This is a genomic window from Ensifer sp. KUDG1, from assembly GCF_050434285.1.
Taxonomy (GTDB): Bacteria; Pseudomonadota; Alphaproteobacteria; order Rhizobiales; family Rhizobiaceae; genus Ensifer.
In genome coordinates, this window is sequence record NZ_JBNDIG010000002.1 from 598,962 (window position 1) to 614,622 (window position 15,661).

17 protein-coding genes are annotated in these 15,661 nt (G+C 64.3%); 15 read left to right on the plus strand and 2 right to left on the minus strand.

Features of this window, described 5'->3' with window-relative positions:
- The first annotated feature begins 220 nt into the window (after positions 1-220).
- The 7 genes from M2267_RS08485 to M2267_RS08515 all read left to right on the plus strand — a co-directional run bounded on the left by M2267_RS08485 (position 221) and on the right by M2267_RS08515 (position 5,484).
- A complete protein-coding gene (locus M2267_RS08485; RefSeq protein WP_429113953.1) occupies positions 221-685 on the plus strand; it encodes a cobalamin biosynthesis protein in 465 nt (154 codons plus the stop codon).
- Positions 685-816, plus strand: coding sequence for a hypothetical protein (locus M2267_RS08490; protein ID WP_256364283.1), 132 nt, complete (start codon positions 685-687; stop codon positions 814-816). The genes M2267_RS08485 and M2267_RS08490 overlap by 1 nt, the downstream gene beginning before the upstream one ends.
- Positions 816-1,655, plus strand: coding sequence for a uroporphyrinogen-III C-methyltransferase (gene cobA / locus M2267_RS08495; RefSeq protein ID WP_371258872.1), 840 nt, complete (start codon positions 816-818; stop codon positions 1,653-1,655). Before M2267_RS08490 ends, cobA begins: the two co-directional genes overlap by 1 nt.
- Entirely contained in the window at positions 1,652-2,956 is a 1,305-nt protein-coding gene (locus tag M2267_RS08500) for a cobyrinate a,c-diamide synthase (protein ID WP_429113955.1), read from the plus strand. The genes cobA and M2267_RS08500 overlap by 4 nt, the downstream gene beginning before the upstream one ends.
- Positions 2,953-3,954, plus strand: coding sequence for a threonine-phosphate decarboxylase CobD (cobD, locus tag M2267_RS08505; protein WP_429113957.1), 1,002 nt, complete (start codon positions 2,953-2,955; stop codon positions 3,952-3,954). The genes M2267_RS08500 and cobD overlap by 4 nt, the downstream gene beginning before the upstream one ends.
- The gene (gene cbiB, locus M2267_RS08510; protein ID WP_429113959.1) at positions 3,955-4,926 is read left to right on the plus strand and encodes an adenosylcobinamide-phosphate synthase CbiB; all 972 of its coding nucleotides are present in this window, start codon (positions 3,955-3,957) and stop codon (positions 4,924-4,926) included.
- Positions 4,927-5,055: 129 nt separating this feature from the next.
- Positions 5,056-5,484: a L,D-transpeptidase gene (locus M2267_RS08515; protein WP_043617351.1), complete on the plus strand. Its 429-nt coding sequence runs from the start codon at positions 5,056-5,058 to the stop codon at positions 5,482-5,484.
- Between the two features lie 277 nt (positions 5,485-5,761).
- Here the strand turns inward: M2267_RS08515 and M2267_RS08520 are convergent, their stop codons facing one another.
- A complete protein-coding gene (locus M2267_RS08520) occupies positions 5,762-6,499 on the minus strand; it encodes a Crp/Fnr family transcriptional regulator (protein WP_052201805.1) in 738 nt (245 codons plus the stop codon).
- 216 nt (positions 6,500-6,715) lie between these two features.
- Between M2267_RS08520 and hemN the strand changes: the two genes are divergently transcribed.
- The 8 genes from hemN to M2267_RS08560 all read left to right on the plus strand — a co-directional run bounded on the left by hemN (position 6,716) and on the right by M2267_RS08560 (position 14,901).
- On the plus strand, positions 6,716-8,065 hold the full coding sequence (gene hemN, locus M2267_RS08525; protein WP_429113963.1) for an oxygen-independent coproporphyrinogen III oxidase: 1,350 nt from the start codon (positions 6,716-6,718) through the stop codon (positions 8,063-8,065).
- A 118-nt stretch (positions 8,066-8,183) separates the two neighbouring features.
- Positions 8,184-8,468, plus strand: coding sequence for an acyl carrier protein (locus tag M2267_RS08530; protein ID WP_089044188.1), 285 nt, complete (start codon positions 8,184-8,186; stop codon positions 8,466-8,468).
- A gap of 115 nt (positions 8,469-8,583) precedes the next feature.
- Positions 8,584-9,069 carry a 3-hydroxyacyl-ACP dehydratase FabZ family protein gene (locus M2267_RS08535; RefSeq protein ID WP_429113966.1) on the plus strand — a complete coding sequence of 162 codons (486 nt, stop codon included), beginning with the start codon at positions 8,584-8,586 and terminating at the stop codon, positions 9,067-9,069.
- A 1-nt stretch (position 9,070) separates the two neighbouring features.
- Complete coding sequence (locus M2267_RS08540; protein ID WP_429113969.1) at positions 9,071-10,273, plus strand: beta-ketoacyl-ACP synthase; 1,203 nt, start codon at positions 9,071-9,073, stop codon at positions 10,271-10,273.
- Positions 10,274-10,285: 12 nt separating this feature from the next.
- Positions 10,286-11,569, plus strand: coding sequence for a beta-ketoacyl-ACP synthase (locus tag M2267_RS08545; RefSeq protein WP_402318000.1), 1,284 nt, complete (start codon positions 10,286-10,288; stop codon positions 11,567-11,569).
- Positions 11,570-11,848: 279 nt separating this feature from the next.
- Positions 11,849-12,877: a zinc-binding dehydrogenase gene (locus M2267_RS08550; RefSeq protein ID WP_043617339.1), complete on the plus strand. Its 1,029-nt coding sequence runs from the start codon at positions 11,849-11,851 to the stop codon at positions 12,875-12,877.
- Positions 12,878-12,889: 12 nt separating this feature from the next.
- Positions 12,890-13,819, plus strand: coding sequence for a lipid A biosynthesis lauroyl acyltransferase (locus tag M2267_RS08555; RefSeq protein WP_429113972.1), 930 nt, complete (start codon positions 12,890-12,892; stop codon positions 13,817-13,819).
- A gap of 371 nt (positions 13,820-14,190) precedes the next feature.
- A complete protein-coding gene (locus M2267_RS08560) occupies positions 14,191-14,901 on the plus strand; it encodes a PAS domain-containing protein (RefSeq protein WP_429113975.1) in 711 nt (236 codons plus the stop codon).
- A gap of 105 nt (positions 14,902-15,006) precedes the next feature.
- On the opposite strand, the gene M2267_RS08565 is transcribed toward M2267_RS08560, so the two are convergent.
- Entirely contained in the window at positions 15,007-15,441 is a 435-nt protein-coding gene (locus M2267_RS08565; protein WP_371258871.1) for a hemerythrin domain-containing protein, read from the minus strand.
- Between the last annotated feature and the right edge of the window lie 220 nt (positions 15,442-15,661).

Consider the following 15,661-nt stretch of genomic DNA (forward strand, 5'->3'; position numbering starts at 1 on the left):
CAAACGCGACATGGCGATGGCGCAATCCGGTTTGACCGGCCTTTCGCGCTCCGGTAAAAATGAAGGATATGCGACGGCGTCCGCTTCGGCGGACTGAAAGAGCGTCCGGTGCGGCCGACCCAGCCAGGGGGCCATCAGCCGGTGCTGTCCAGATCGGCCGGGACCATTCGTCCCAGCCGGCGCTTCGTTAAGGAGAACCGACGAAGGGAGCCGGCCGCCGATGCCATCGGGCCAACATGCTGCACAGACGACAAGAGCAGGAGCCGGGCTGGTGCTCGGCCTCGGCTGCGAGCGTCGCACGCCGGCCGATGAGGTGATCGCCCTTGCCGAGCGCGCGCTTGCCGATGCCGGTGCTGTGGCCAGCGATCTGCGGCTGGTCGCCTCGCTCGATGCCCGCGCCGAGGAGCCGGCGATCCTGGCGGCGGCCGAACATTTCGCGGTTCCGGCCGCGTTCTACGATGCCGCCACGCTCGAAGCCGAAGCTTCGCGGCTCGCCAATCCCTCGGAGATCGTCTTTGCCTACACCGGCTGCCATGGTGTCGCCGAAGGGGCAGCGCTCGTCGGCGCCGGCAGCGAAGCCGTTCTGATCGTGCCGAAGACCGTCTCCGCCCATGCGACGGCGGCCCTCGCAGGGCCGGCGACCTTGCGCGCTGAAAAGCGCATTCCGGCGGCGGAGGCTGTCTGATGCGCGCCTATGTTGTTGAATTGAATCAATCTTTTGTCCGGGTTTGCTCAGGAATGGAATCCGGTTCTTTAGAGATCGCGTCAGGCGCGCCGTTGGGCGGCGCCGAAATACAGGTGGGACAGCACGCATGATCGACAACCTCTTTGCCGGATTGCCGGCGCTCGAAAAAGGTTCGGTCTGGCTGGTCGGCGCCGGCCCGGGCGATCCCGGCCTGTTGACGCTGCATGCGGCCAATGCGCTGCGCCAGGCGGATGTGATCGTGCACGATGCGCTGGTCAACGAGGATTGCCTCAAGCTCGCGCGGCCGGGTGCCGTGCTGGAGTTTGCGGGCAAGCGCGGCGGCAAGCCATCGCCGAAGCAGCGCGACATCTCGCTTCGCCTCGTCGAGCTCGCGCGCGCCGGCAACCGGGTGCTGCGCCTCAAAGGCGGCGATCCCTTCGTCTTCGGCCGTGGCGGCGAGGAGGCGCTGACGCTGGTCGAGCATCAGGTGCCGTTTCGCATCGTGCCCGGCATCACCGCCGGCATCGGTGGCCTTGCCTATGCCGGCATTCCGGTGACCCACCGCGAGGTGAACCACGCCGTCACGTTCCTGACTGGCCATGATTCCTCCGGCCTGGTGCCGGACCGCATCAACTGGCAGGGTATCGCCAGCGGATCGCCTGTCATCGTCATGTATATGGCGATGAAGCATATCGGCGCCATCACCGCCAACCTCATTGCCGGCGGTCGCTCGCCGGACGAGCCGGTCGCCTTCGTCTGCAACGCGGCAACGCCGGAGCAGGCGGTGCTGGAAACGACGCTGTCGCGCGCCGAGGCCGATGTCGCAGCGGCAGGCCTGGAGCCGCCGGCGATCGTAGTCGTCGGCGAGGTGGTGCGACTGCGCGCGGCACTCGACTGGATCGGCGCGCTCGACGGGCGCAAGCTCGCCGCCGACCCCTTCGCCAATCGCATTCTCAGGAACCCGGCATGAGCGGATTGCTGATTGCCGCCCCATCGTCCGGCTCCGGCAAGACGACGGTGACGCTCGGGCTGATGCGCGCGCTGAAGAAGCGCGGCGTGGCGATCGCGCCCGGCAAGGCGGGGCCGGACTATATCGATCCCGCCTTCCATGCGGCGGCGACCGGGGAGCCCTGCTTCAACTACGACCCCTGGGCCATGCGCCCGGAACTGCTGCTTGCGAATGCGTCGCATGCGGCTGCCGGCGGGCGCACCTTGATCGTCGAGGCGATGATGGGGCTGCACGACGGGGCTGCCGACGGTTCGGGAACGCCGGCTGATCTCGCCGCGACGCTGAACCTCGCTGTCATTCTGGTGGTCGATTGCGCCCGCATGTCCCAGTCGGTTGCCGCACTCGTCCGTGGCTACGCGGATCACCGCGACGATATCCGGGTGGTCGGCGTCATCCTCAACAAGGTCGGCAGCGACCGGCATGAAATGATGCTGCGCGATGCGCTCGCCAAGGTGCGCATGCCTGTGTTCGGCGTGCTCCGGCAGGACAGCGCGCTGCAACTGCCGGAGCGCCATCTGGGCCTGGTGCAGGCGGGCGAACATTCGGCGCTCGAAGGCTTCATCGAGGCGGCGGCCGCGCGCGTCGAGGCTGCCTGCGATCTCGACGCGATCCGCCTGATCGCGACGATTTTTCCGCAGGTGCCCGCAGCCGCCGATACCAGGCGGTTGCAGCCGTTCGGCCGGCGCATCGCGGTCGCGCGCGATATCGCCTTTGCCTTCTGTTACGAGCACCTGCTTTACGGCTGGCGGCAAGGCGGCGCGGAGATTTCCTTCTTCTCGCCGCTCGCCGACGAGGCGCCGGATGCAGAAGCCGATGCCGTCTATCTGCCCGGCGGCTATCCGGAGCTGCATGCGGGGCGCTTAAGCGCCGCCGTCCGCTTCCGCTCGGGCATGCATTCGGCGGCCGAACGCGACGCCCGGATTTTTGGCGAATGCGGCGGCTACATGGTGCTTGGCGAAGGGCTTGTCGCTGCCGATGGCGCACGCTACGACATGCTCGGCCTGCTGCCACTCGTCACCAGTTTTGCCGAGCGCAGGCGGCACCTCGGCTATCGCCGCGTCGTGCCTGTCGACAACGCCTTCTTCGATGGACCCATGACGGCGCACGAATTCCACTATGCGACCATCGTCGCCGAAGGGGCGGCCGATCGGCTGTTTGCGGTCAGCGACGCCGCCGGCGAGGATCTCGGCCAGGCAGGCCTCCGGCGTGGCCCTGTCGCCGGTTCCTTCATGCATCTGATCGATGTTGCAGGTGCTGCATGAGCGCACCGATCGTTCACGGCGGCGGCATCACCGAAGCCGCAGCGCGCTATGGCGGCCGGCTCGAAGACTGGCTGGATCTCTCGACCGGCATCAACCCATGCCCAGTCGCCTTGCCTGAAGTGCCCGAGCGCGCCTGGCACCGGCTGCCGGACCGGCAGACGGTGGATGACGCGCGGCGCGCGGCCGCCGACTACTACCGCACCAACGGCGTGCTCCCGTTGCCCGTGCCGGGCACGCAATCGGTGATCCAGTTGCTGCCGCGTCTTGCTCCGGCAGGCAGGCGCGTCGCGATCTTCGGGCCGACCTATGGCGAATATGCCCGCGTGCTGGAGGCGGCCGGCTTTGCCGTCGATCGCGTCGCGGATGCCGACGCGCTGACAGCCGAACATGGCCTTGTCATCGTCGTCAACCCCAACAACCCGACCGGCCGCGCCTTGACGCCGACGGAGCTTTTGGCGATCGCCGCAAGGCAAAAAGCGAGCGGCGGGCTGCTGCTCGTCGACGAAGCATTCGGCGATCTCGAGCCGGAGCTGAGCGTCGCCGGCCATGTGCCGGGGCAGGGCAATCTCATCGTCTTCCGCTCCTTCGGCAAGTTCTTCGGCCTTGCGGGCCTGCGCCTCGGTTTCGTCGTTGCGACCGAGCCGGTGCTTGCGTCCTTTGCCGACTGGCTCGGCCCCTGGGCCGTCTCCGGCCCGGCGCTGACCATCTCGAAAGCGCTGATGCAGGGCGATACGAAGGCGATCGCAGCCGGCATCCTCGAGCGCCGCGCCGGCCTCGACGCGGCACTCGATGGGGCAGGGCTCCCCCGCATCGGCGGCACGGGGCTTTTCGTATTGGTCGAGCATCCGCGGGCGGCTCTGCTGCAGGAGCGGCTCTGCAAGGCCCATATCCTCACGCGCAAGTTCGACTATGCGCCGACCTGGCTCAGGATCGGTCTTGCGCCTGACGCGGCGGGCGACCGGCGGCTTGCGGACGCGCTTGCCCGCATGGAGCTCTGAGTGTCGGAGACCATCCTTTTCATCCTCGCGCTGGCGCTGGTGATCGATCGCGTCGTCGGCGATCCGGACTGGCTCTGGGCGCGCGTGCCGCATCCGGTCGTGTTCTTCGGCAAGGCCATCGGCTTTTTCGACGCTCGGCTGAACCGCGAGGACCTGGAGGATGGCGCCCGCAGATTTCGGGGCGTCGTCGCGATCCTGCTGTTGCTTGGCCTCAGCGCCTGGTTCGGCCATCTGCTGCACCGCCTGTTCGCCGTCTTCGGGCCGCTCGGTTTCCTGCTGGAGGCGGTTCTGGTCGCGGTCTTCCTGGCGCAGAAGAGCCTTGCCGATCACGTGCGTCGCGTGGCCGAGGGCCTGCGACAGGGTGGGCTTGAAGGCGGACGTGCCGCCGTGTCGATGATCGTCGGCCGCGATCCAAAAACGCTCGACGAGCCGGCGGTCTGCCGCGCGGCGATCGAGAGCTTGGCCGAGAACTTTTCCGATGGCGTCGTGGCACCGGCCTTCTGGTATGCCGTTGCCGGCCTGCCGGGGCTTCTTGCCTACAAGATGCTGAACACGGCCGATTCGATGATCGGCCACAAGTCGCCGAAATATCTGCACTTCGGCTGGGCTTCGGCCCGGCTCGACGACGTCGCCAACCTGCCGGCTGCCAGGCTCTCGATCCTGTTGATCGCAGCCGGCGCGCTGATCCATCGTGGTGCCAGCGCTGCCAAGGATGCTCTGACCGTGAGCCTTCGCGACCACGGCCTGCACCGCTCGCCGAACTCCGGCTGGCCGGAAGCGGCCATGGCGGGTGCGCTTGACCTGCAGCTTGCGGGCCCGCGCATCTATGGCGGCGTCAAGGTCAGCGAGCCGATGATCAACGGTCCGGGCCGGGCGGTTGCGAAAAGCGAAGACATCGACGCCGGTATTGCTGTCTTTTACGGCGCCTGCACGGTCATGACCGGGCTTGTTCTTGCAATCGCAATGATTTGATCGCGGAAGTTGACCTTCGCATTAAGACTCTGCTTTCCATATGTATTAAGATCGTATCATATTCGATCAGTTATTCTCCTGGAACGTTTGGTTCCACCGGTACGTGTTCGTCTTCCCGGAGAGAGAAGCATGCGCAAAAGCCTTCTGACTGCGCTGATTGCCGCCCTGCTGCAGTTTACCGTTCAACCCGCGAACGCCGCCAATCTGATTGCCGATATCAGCCTGTCGTCGCAGACGATGACCGTCAGCCAGAACGGCATCGTGATGTATCGCTGGAAGGTCTCGACGGCGCGCAAGGGCTATGTGACGCCACGCGGCAGCTGGAGCGCGAAATGGCTCTCGCGCAACCACCGTTCGCGCAAGTACGACGATGCGCCGATGCCTTACGCCGTGTTCTTCAACGGCGGCTATGCCATCCACGCCACCTACGACATCAAGCGGCTCGGCCGCCCGGCCTCGCACGGATGCGTGCGATTGCATCCGAACAATGCGGCAGAGTTTTTCGCCCTCACGAAGGAGCACGGGCTGGCGAACACGCGGATCGTGATTACGCGGTGACGGCATAGGGCTGCCGGCTCTCGTCAAGACTTGCGCCCCTCATCCGCCTGCCGGCACCTTCTCCCCGTTTTCTACGGGGAGAAGGGATGTTGCAGCACCCGCTCGTTCTCCACAGGCCCGTTTGATTTTCAGCTACGGCGGCGCCGCGGAAGGCGGCGCTGCGGCCGTCCTCGTTCCCTCTCCCCGCTTGCGGGGAGAGGGTTAGGGTGAGGGGCAATCTTGTGCAGATGTTTTGTGCGACGTCGAGCCAGGGCGCCTGAGAGCCGCCGAGCGCCGCTCAGTCGATGCCCGCCACATGCATCAGCCGGTCGAGGCTCGGCACGGTGACGTGGCGGCTGTTTTCGATGCGGATGACGTTCTCCTTGCGGAGCTTGGTGATCTGGCGGCTGACGGTCTCGATGGTGAGGCCGAGATAGTCGGCGATGTCGGCGCGCGACAGCGGCAGGTCGAACTCGTTCGAGGTGCCGTTTTCCGGGTCGATATGGGTGGCGATGATGTAGAGGAAACTCGCGACCTTTTCCTGCGCGGTCTTGCGGCCGAGCGTCAGCATCCAGTCACGCGCCTCATCGAGCTCCTTCAGCGCCTGCTCGTGCAGCCGGTGCTCGAGGTTGGGCGCTTCGGAGACCAGGCGATCGATGACGGTGCGCGGGAAACAACAGATGTCGGTATCGACGGCTGCTTCCGCCGTCAGGGCGCTCTCGCGGGTAAAGGGCCGGCCCATGAAATCAGGGGCAAACTGCAGGCCGACGATCTGCTGCCGGCCGTCGGCCAGAACCTTGCTGAGCTTGACGACACCGTTGATGATGTTGGCATAGCTCTCGGTCGCTTCGCCTTGGCCGATGACCTCGCGGCCGGGCTCGATGCTGCGGCGAGTCGAATGGCGGCTGAGGTCGAGCAGCTGATCCGGGGTGAGCGTGCCGCAAACGCCGCCATGGCGCGCCTCGCAGGCGGCGCAGACGGCTGGAACCTCCGAATTATGGATATCCTTGCGACGATGTTCGTTCACGATCTGCAATTCTTTCTACCTGCATGCCGTTGGTCTCTGGATGACCAAAGAGGATGCGGGTCGTTAAATCAAGAGTTGACAGGTGCTAATTCCGAAAGCGCGAAACAATGTCTCATGCCAGCTTGAGCATTGTCAATTTTAACGTGTTAATTCGGCGACTTGATCAAAATCAAAGGCCTCTTTGCCGATCCGTCCTAAGCCGTCTTCATGACAGCGGAGAGACTTATGGACGACGCGCTCATCCTCAAGCATGCGAGCCCTGTGCCGCGCTACACCAGCTACCCGACCGCACCGCATTTTTCCGAGGCGGTGGGGCCGGTTGACTATCAAGGCTGGCTCGGTGCGATCCGTGCGGGCGAGGCGATCTCGCTCTATGCGCACGTGCCCTATTGCGACAGGCTCTGTTGGTTCTGTGCCTGCCATACGAAGCAGACGCTGCGCTATGATCCGGTGGCAACCTATCTAACCGGCCTGCATCGCGAGGTTGCAGAAATCGGCGGGCGCGTGAACCGCGAGGCCAGGGTGACGGCGCTGCATTTCGGCGGCGGCTCGCCGACGCTCGTCAGGCCCGACGACATGGTCGCGCTGAAGCGTGCTTTTGCCGAACACTTCGCCTTTGCGCCCGATTGCGAGATCAGCGTGGAGATGGACCCGAACGATCTCGATGAAGCGCGCCATGACGCGTTGGCCAAGATCGGCATGACGCGGGCGAGCTTCGGCATCCAGGATTTCGATCCGGTCGTGCAGAAGGCGATCAACCGCATCCAGACCTTCGAGCAGACGCGCGACGCGATCGAGGCGTCCCGGGCACGGGGCGTGCACTCGGTCAATTGCGACGTGCTCTATGGTTTGCCCTACCAAAGCCTTCAGTCGCTGGAGCGGACGATGGAGGCGGTGCTTTCGCTCGCGCCTGATCGCGTCGCACTCTTCGGCTACGCCCATGTGCCGTGGATGAAGACGCACCAGAAGATGATTCCGGACGAAAGCCTGCCCGACATCGTCGAGCGTTTCGCGCAGATGAGCCGCGCGGCCGAGATGCTGGTTGCTGCCGGCTACGAGGCAATCGGTATCGACCATTTTGCAAAGCCGGACGACAGCCTGGCGCGGGCCAATCGGGAAGGGCGTCTGCGCCGCAATTTCCAGGGCTATACCGACGACGCGGCCGAAACGCTCATTGGTCTCGGCGCCTCGGCGATCGGTCAGTTTCGTCAAGGTTATGTTCAGAACATGCCGGCCACCGGCGAATATCTGCGCCATGTGGAAAACACCGGGCTGGCAGCCGTGCGTGGTTACCGCTTCACACCGGACGACATCTTGAGAGCAAAAGTGATTGCCGACGTCATGTGCCGCTTTGCCTTCTCTTTCGACGAGATCGAGCGGGACTTCCCGGCGCTTGCCGGCGCGGTGATCGAGGAGGCGCGGCTCTTCCGGGCACGCGATGTGGACGGGCTGACGACGATCGAAAGCGGGATTTTCCGCCTGACCGAACGCGGCAGGCCCTTTGCCCGCTCGGTTGCGGCCACCTTCGACGCCTATCTCGGCAATGGCCGCGGCCGGCATTCGGTGGCGGTCTGAGCCATGCTCCGTCGCAACACCGTTTTCCAATTTGAAAGCCTTTGGCATCAAGGCCATTGGCTTTTGCGGCGCATTTACCTATAGGATCGCCGAGACTCGACTTTAAAATATTAGAGGTATGCGCGTGACAGCTACATTCGACAAGGTTGCCGACATCATCGCGGAAACGAGCGAGATCGATCGCGAGACGATCACGCCGGAAAGCCACACGATCGACGATCTCGGCATCGACAGCCTGGACTTCCTCGACATCGTGTTTGCGATCGACAAGGAATTCGGCATCAAGATTCCGCTCGAGCAGTGGACGCAGGAAGTCAACGAAGGCAAGGTTTCGACCGAAGAATACTTCGTTCTGAAGAACCTCTGCGCCAAGATCGACGAACTGCGGGCTGCCAAGGGCTGATCGGGCTTTCGCCCGAGCCTTGCCACTCGATTTCCAATGCCGCCCGTCGCGCCCCGCGCTTGACAGGCGGCATTGGCGTTTTTACTTGAGCCCGAAACCAACGGGGTGAGCCTCAATGCTCCTTGAATACTTCCAGATGATCGATCGTGTCGAAACGGTCGATCTTTCGGCTGGCCGGCTGACGGCGCGGTCCGTCGTGCCGGGGAAGAGCCCGGTATTCGAAGGCCATTTCCCGGGCTACCCGCTGGTGCCCGGCGTGCTTCTGATCGAGACCATGGCGCAGGCCTCCGGTTTCCTGGTGCTCGCCGCTACCAATTTTGCCGCCATGCCCTTCCTGATGTCGGTCGACGGCGCCAAGATGCGGACCTTCGTCGAGCCCTCGGCCGAACTCGAGATCGAAGCCTTCCTCGAGCACGAAGGTTCGGGCTTCGCCGTCACCAAGGCGAAGATCACCTCTGCCGGCAAGAAGGTCTGCGACGCCCAGCTGAAGCTGCGGACCATGCCGTTCGATCAGGTTCCGCTCGGCGATATCGTGCGCAAGCGGGCTGGAGAAGTGGGTCTGATGGCGGCGCTTTCAGCGGCAGCCGGTTCGGAGAAGTAAGATGAGCAAATCTGCAAACGACGTGGTCATTACCGGCATCGGTATCGTCACCAGCCAGGGCGTCGGCGTCGAGCCGCATCTGGCGATGCTTACCGCCGGCACGTCGCCGGCCGCGCGCGTCGAGACCGAGAAGTTCAGCCCCTATCCGGTGCATCCGCTGCCGGAAATCGACTGGTCGCAGCAGATCGCCAAGCGTGGCGACCAGCGCCAGATGGAAAACTGGCAGCGTCTCGGCGTCTTTTCCGCGGGCCTGGCGCTGGATGACGCCGGTCTCAAGGACAATCTCGAAGCCTGCGGCAGCATGGACATGATCGTCGCTGCCGGCGGCGGCGAGCGTGACATCAACGTCGATTCGCTGATCGTCGACGAGGCGCTGAAGCGCAACGACCGCGAACAGCTCCTCAACGAAAAGCTGACGACCGAACTGCGCCCGACGCTGTTTCTCGCCCAGCTTTCCAACCTGCTCGCCGGCAACATCTCGATCGTGCACAAGGTCACCGGTTCGTCGCGCACCTTCATGGGTGAGGAAGCGGCCGGTATCTCGGCAATCGAAACCGCCTTTGCCCGGATCAAGGCCGGCCAGTCGACGCATACGCTCGTCGGCGGCGCGTTTTCGGCCGAGCGCCTGGACATCATGCTGATGATCGAGGCGATCCAGGGCCAGGCAACCGGTGACTGGCACCCGATTTGGTCGCGCAGCCGTGACAACGGTGGCGGCATGATCCCCGGGTCGGTCGGCGCCTTCCTGGTGCTGGAATCACGCGAGTACGCCGAAGCCCGTGGCGCCCGCATCTATGCGACGATCGACGCGATCGGAAGCGACCGCGGCAGCCGCACGGACGGCAAGCTCGAAGCACGCCTTGCGGACCTTGCGAAACCGGCCGAGAAACTCGATCCGGCAGGCACGGTGGTCTTTTCCGGCACGTCCGGCTTTCATGACCTCGTCGCCAGCGAAAAGGCGTTCCTGCAGGCCAATCTGGCCGGCGCGCCGGTGCGTGCCTATGGCGGCATCGTCGGGCACAGCATCGAGGCGCAGTTTCCGGCGGGCCTAGCACTTGCAGCGCTTACGCTCGGCCACGGCGCCAAGGTGCCGGCCTTCGACGCCAGCTTCGAAAAGCCGATGGCGGCTGCTGCCCGGTCGGCGGTCGTGACCACCGTCGGTCATTCACGCGGCGAAGGCGTCGCGGTCCTTTCGGCCGAATAAGAGGAACGATTGATGAGCAACGCTTACAAGGATCACCTCGGCCGCCCGATCGTCGCCGTTACCGGCATGGGCGTCATTACCTCGCTCGGCCAGGGTCTGGAAGACAACTGGTCGGCGCTGACCGGCGGCGTCTCCGGCATCCGCAAGATCACCCGTTTCCCGACGGAAGGTCTCAACACCCGCATCTCCGGCATGGTCGATTTCATCGAGGTGCCGGCGGCCAACTCCGTCGAGCGCTCCTATGCCATGGCGCGCGAGACGACGCTGGAAGCGCTGGCGCAGGCCGGCCTTTCGGGCGATTTCAACGGTCCGCTGTTTCTCGCCGCACCGCCGATCGAGCCGGAATGGAGCGCGCGTTTCGAGCTTGCCGACCGTTCGCCGCCGTCCGAACAGCCGGGCGATGCCTATAACCGTTTCCTCGCTGCGATGCGCCAGAAGGCCGATCCGGCGTTCCATGAGGCCGTGCTCTTCGGCTCGATCTCCGAGCGCCTTGCCGATCGCTTCGGCACGCGCGGCCTGCCGGTGACGCTGTCGACAGCCTGTGCTTCGGGCGCAACGGCGATCCAGCTCGGCGTCGAGGCGATCCGCCAGGGCCGCACCGATCGCGCGCTGACGGTTGCGACCGATGGTTCGGTCAGCGCCGAAGCGCTGATCCGCTTTGCGCTGCTTTCCGCGCTCTCCACCCAGAACGACCCGCCGGAGAAGGCGTCCAAGCCCTTCACCAAGGACCGTGACGGCTTCGTCATCGCCGAAGGCGCTGCAACGCTGGTGCTGGAATCGCTGGAAGCGGCCGTTGCTCGCGGCGCCCGCGTCTACGGCATCCTCAAGGGTTGCGGCGAGAAAGCCGATCTCTTCCATCGCACGCGCTCCTCGCCGGACGGTGGCCCGGCCATCGCGACGATCCGCGCGGCGCTTGCCGACGCCGGCATCGATGAAACCGGCATCGGCTACATCAACGCGCACGGCACCTCGACGCCCGAGAACGACAAGATGGAATATCTGTCGATGTCGGCCGTCTTCGGCGATCGCCTGCCGTCGATCCCGGTCTCGTCCAACAAGTCGATGATCGGCCACACGCTGACGGCCGCCGGTGCGGTCGAGGCAGTGTTCTCGATCCAGACGATGCTGACCGGCACGCTGCCGCCGACGATCAACTACCAGAACCCCGATCCGGCGATCGTGCTCGACGTCGTGCCGAACGTGAAGCGCAGCCAGCAGGTTTCTGCGGTGCTGTCGAACTCCTTCGGCTTCGGCGGCCAGAACGCCAGCCTGGTGATGACGGCCGAGCCGGCCTGAGCCAACTCGAGGGCAATACGATTTGGCGCTGCCCCCTTGTGCCCTGCCGGGCATCTCCCGCACGAGGGGAGATCGGGTGTAGCGCTGTCCTGCTCATCAGGGGTGTCCCGACGCGGAGCCCTCCGTTGAAGCGATAAGCTTGCCGCGGGTCGATCTCCCCTTTTGGGGGAGGTGGCCGGCAGGCCAGAGAGGGGTGCTGCGCCACTCTCCCAAAGTGTATATATGCCAGTCAGCACGGCCCAGCCGCTCGACTATGTAAAGAGATCTAAAGGAAGAACCATGCGCGCCCTGCAACTGCTCGATGACCGCAAGCTCGAAATCACCGACATTCCGGAACCGGAAGCACCCGGCCCGGGCGAGGTGACGCTGCGCGTCAAGGCGGTTGCGCTCAACCACATCGACGTCTGGGGCTGGCGCGGCATGGCGTTCGCCAAGCGCAAGATGCCGCTCGTCATCGGTGCGGAAGCCTCCGGCGTCGTCGATCAGATCGGTCCTGGCGTTTCGAGCGTGCTTCCGGGCCAGCTCGTCTCGGTCTACGGTGCGCGCACCTGCGGCCTCTGCCGTCCGTGCAAGGAAGGCCGCGACAACCTCTGCGAACATGTGGGCGGCGTTCACGGCTTCCACCTCGACGGCTTTGCGCAGGAAAAGATCAACCTGCCGGCGCGCCTGCTGGTACCGGCCCCTCCGGGCGTCGATGCGGTTGCCGCCGCCCTTGCTCCGGTGACCTTCGGTACCGTCGAGCACATGCTGTTCGACAACGCCAAGCTCGAGCCCGGTGAAACCATCCTCGTGCACGCCGGCGGCTCCGGCATCGGCTCGGCGGCGATCCAGCTTGCCAAGAAGATCGGCTGCACCGTGATCACCACCGTCGGCTCGGACGACAAAATCGAGAAGGCCAAGGCGCTCGGCGCCGATCACGTCATCAACTACCGCACCGACCGCTTTGAGGGCGTCGTGCGCAAGCTCACCAAGAAGAAGGGCGTCGACGTCGTGTTCGAACACGTCGGCAAGGACACCTGGGCCGGCTCCATGCTCTGCATGAAGCGCGGCGGACGTCTCGTTACCTGCGGCTCCACCTCGGGCGTCTCCACCGACATGAACCTGATGATGCTCTTCCAGCAGCAGCTGAAGCTGCTCGGCTCGTTCGGCTGCCGCATGGAGAACATGGCGAACGCCATGCAGAAGATGGCGCGGGGTCTCGTGCATCCGGTCATCGACACTGAAATCACCCTCGACCAGATCGACCGGGCACTGGAGCGCATGGAGTCGCGCCAGATCTTCGGCAAGATCATCCTGAAGATGGATTGATCGACTGTGCGCATGGTGATCACACGGCTGGTGCTGGCTGCGGATCGTTTCCGCCAATGGCTGATTGCGCAGTTCGTGTTTCTGCTTCTGACGATCCTGAAGATGTTTCCCGCCGATGGCGCGATCAGCTTCATGGATCGCGCCCTGCGGTTCATCGGCCCGAAGACCAGCCGCCAGAAGCTGACGCTGACCAACCTGCGCAACGCGTTCCCGGAAAAGAGCGATGCGGAGATCAACGAGATCGCCCTCGAAAGCTGGGGCAACATGGGTCGCATGGCGGCCGAGTACGTGTTCCTCGACCGGCTCTTCGATTTCGATCCGGAGCGCACGACGCCGGGCCGGGTCGAGGTCTCGGGCATTCCTTTGTTCCTCGAGCTTCGCGACAATCCGCGCCCCTTCATCGTCTTTACCGCGCACAGCGGCAATTTCGAGATGCTGCCGGTCGCCGGATCCGCCTTCGGGCTCGACGTGACGGTGCTCTTCCGTCCGCCGAACAATCCTTACGTGGCTGAGAAGGTCTTCAACTTTCGCGCCGAACGCATGGGCAAGCTCGTGCCCTCGCACGCGGGCTCGTCCTTTGCGCTCGCCCGCCAGCTGGAGCGCGGCCAGGGCGTCGGCGTCCTCGTCGACCAGAAGTTCCGCAAGGGGCTGAAGACCAAGTTCTTCGGCCAGGACGTGCAGACCAACCCGCTGCTCGCCAAGCTCGTGCGCCAGTTTAACTGCGAGGTCTATCCGGCCCGCTGCATCCGCTTGCCGGGTGGCCGTTTCCGCCTGGAAATCGAACCGGCGATCGCCATTCCCCGCAAGGCCGACGGCAGCGTCGACGTCACTGCCACGGCGCAGGTGCTGAACGACAAGGTGGAGAGCTGGGTGCGGGAATATCCGGGCCAATGGCTCTGGTATCACGACCGCTGGCACATCAAGCGTTATCTGAAAGACTGATTCTCTTTCGCATCAGAACAGCGCCTGATTGCGCCTAGCGCAAGCAGGCTTGACGTTCCTGCAAGCCCGGCACCCCTGGTGTCGGGCTTTGCGTTTTGCCAGCTACGCGGGGACATCGGCGCCGAGTCTCCCTCGAAAACGTGCGTAAGCGTTAAGTTTTTCTTTCTGCTGTTGAACGCTATCGCAATGAGTGTAAACTTATGCCTGTCGCGTGAGAAAATGCCTGCAAGCGCTTTGGATGACCCGAGCGGTGCGGTTTTACGCGAAAGGGGTGGGGGAAACGTCAAGAACCAGATCAGTGTCCTGAGCATCTACGCCTGTTTTGTAAGTGCATCGAAGCGGCTTTGCCGTGGGGGAATTGGGGTTTCGAATTGAACGCACTGATTGAGCTGTTCTGGTTCAAGTATTCGCAGCTGCAGTATGCCGTACGTACGGCAGACGAGCATTTGATCGGGATTCTGGATCGCGAATTGGATCCGATCCTGAGGTCCGTCTACGACGAGAAGGCGGTGAGCGTCGAAGACGCCCGGCTTCAGTTCCAGTTCCTGATCGACATTCTGCGCGTCGAAGCCGACGACATTTCCTGCGTGCTGCGCCATTCGCAGTTGCTGCAATCGCTGATCAACCGCTACTTCGCAGCGACCGGCGCGGAGAACCTTGACGACCTGCAGCTGGAGCGCCTGCCGGCGCAACCGAACAAGGGCAGGGCGGACGAAGGGTTGCTCAACGAGGCGATCCTCGACAGCTTCCCGGACCGGTTGGCGGTGATCACGCCCGACTACCGCTATCTCTACACCAATCCGCGCAATGCCGAGCATCTGGAAAGCCGCCCGATGGACCTGATCGGCCGGCATATCGTCGAGTTCATCGGCATCCAGCGGTTCGAGCTCAGGGTGAAATCCTATCTCGACCGGTGTTTTTCCGGCGAGGTGGTGGACTACACCTTCGCCAAGACGGTCGATGCACGCACGGTCGTCGTGCGCTGCCGGCTGACGCCGTGCATGTCGAGCACAGGCAAGCTGATCGGCGCCATCCTGGTGATCCAGGAACATGCCGACCGCCGCCGCGCGATCGCGGCCTGAAGCGCCGGTTCCGGCGGCATCAATCGAAAATGCAGAAGGGGATGCGCGGCCGGGTAACGGCCGCGAGACGTGTCGGCATTGCGGCGCGCTGCGCGGACGGCCGGTCTATCCGACCGGCGCGGTAATGCTGCGCAGACATTCCTGCTCGAAGCCGACGTGCCGCCTGAGGCTCGTGAAGAAGCCGCGCAGCATGTAGCCGGCGGTCTCGGCATTGACCGTCTCGTCCGCGGCGCCGAGGCGCTCCAGCATTTCGGTCAGTTCCTCGGCGAAGCACTCGTCCTCGCAATGCTCGTATTTCAGCCGCTCCAGCGTCGCGCCGAGCGTCGGGTCCGAGCGGTAGGTGCGCTCGATCCAGGGGAAGACCAGGTTTTCTTCGCCCGAATGCATCTCGCGGATCAGCGGCTCCAGCACCTTGGCGGCATAGACGCATTTCTGCCGGTCGATGTCGGCCGGCAGGCTGTCGGCGATTTCCTCCAGGCAATTGCAGAGCGCCAGCTGCTCCTCGTGGGCGCGGGCAAGCCAGGCAAACGGCTCGGCCACGGGTTCCCGCCGGGGGGCTGGGTCCAGTCGGCTGCGGATTCGTCCGTCTTCAAAAGTCTTTTTCATCGGCTCCAGACGCCAACTCCCACGGCGCTCCCTATTGTTTGCCGAGGATGATCCAAACGAGGTGGCAAAGCCTTGATCTGAATCAAGGCCGGCTTGCCCCGATTCTGACACTTTCCGGCAAGCTGCGGTGACACCCCTCGTTTCGGGGTGTCGT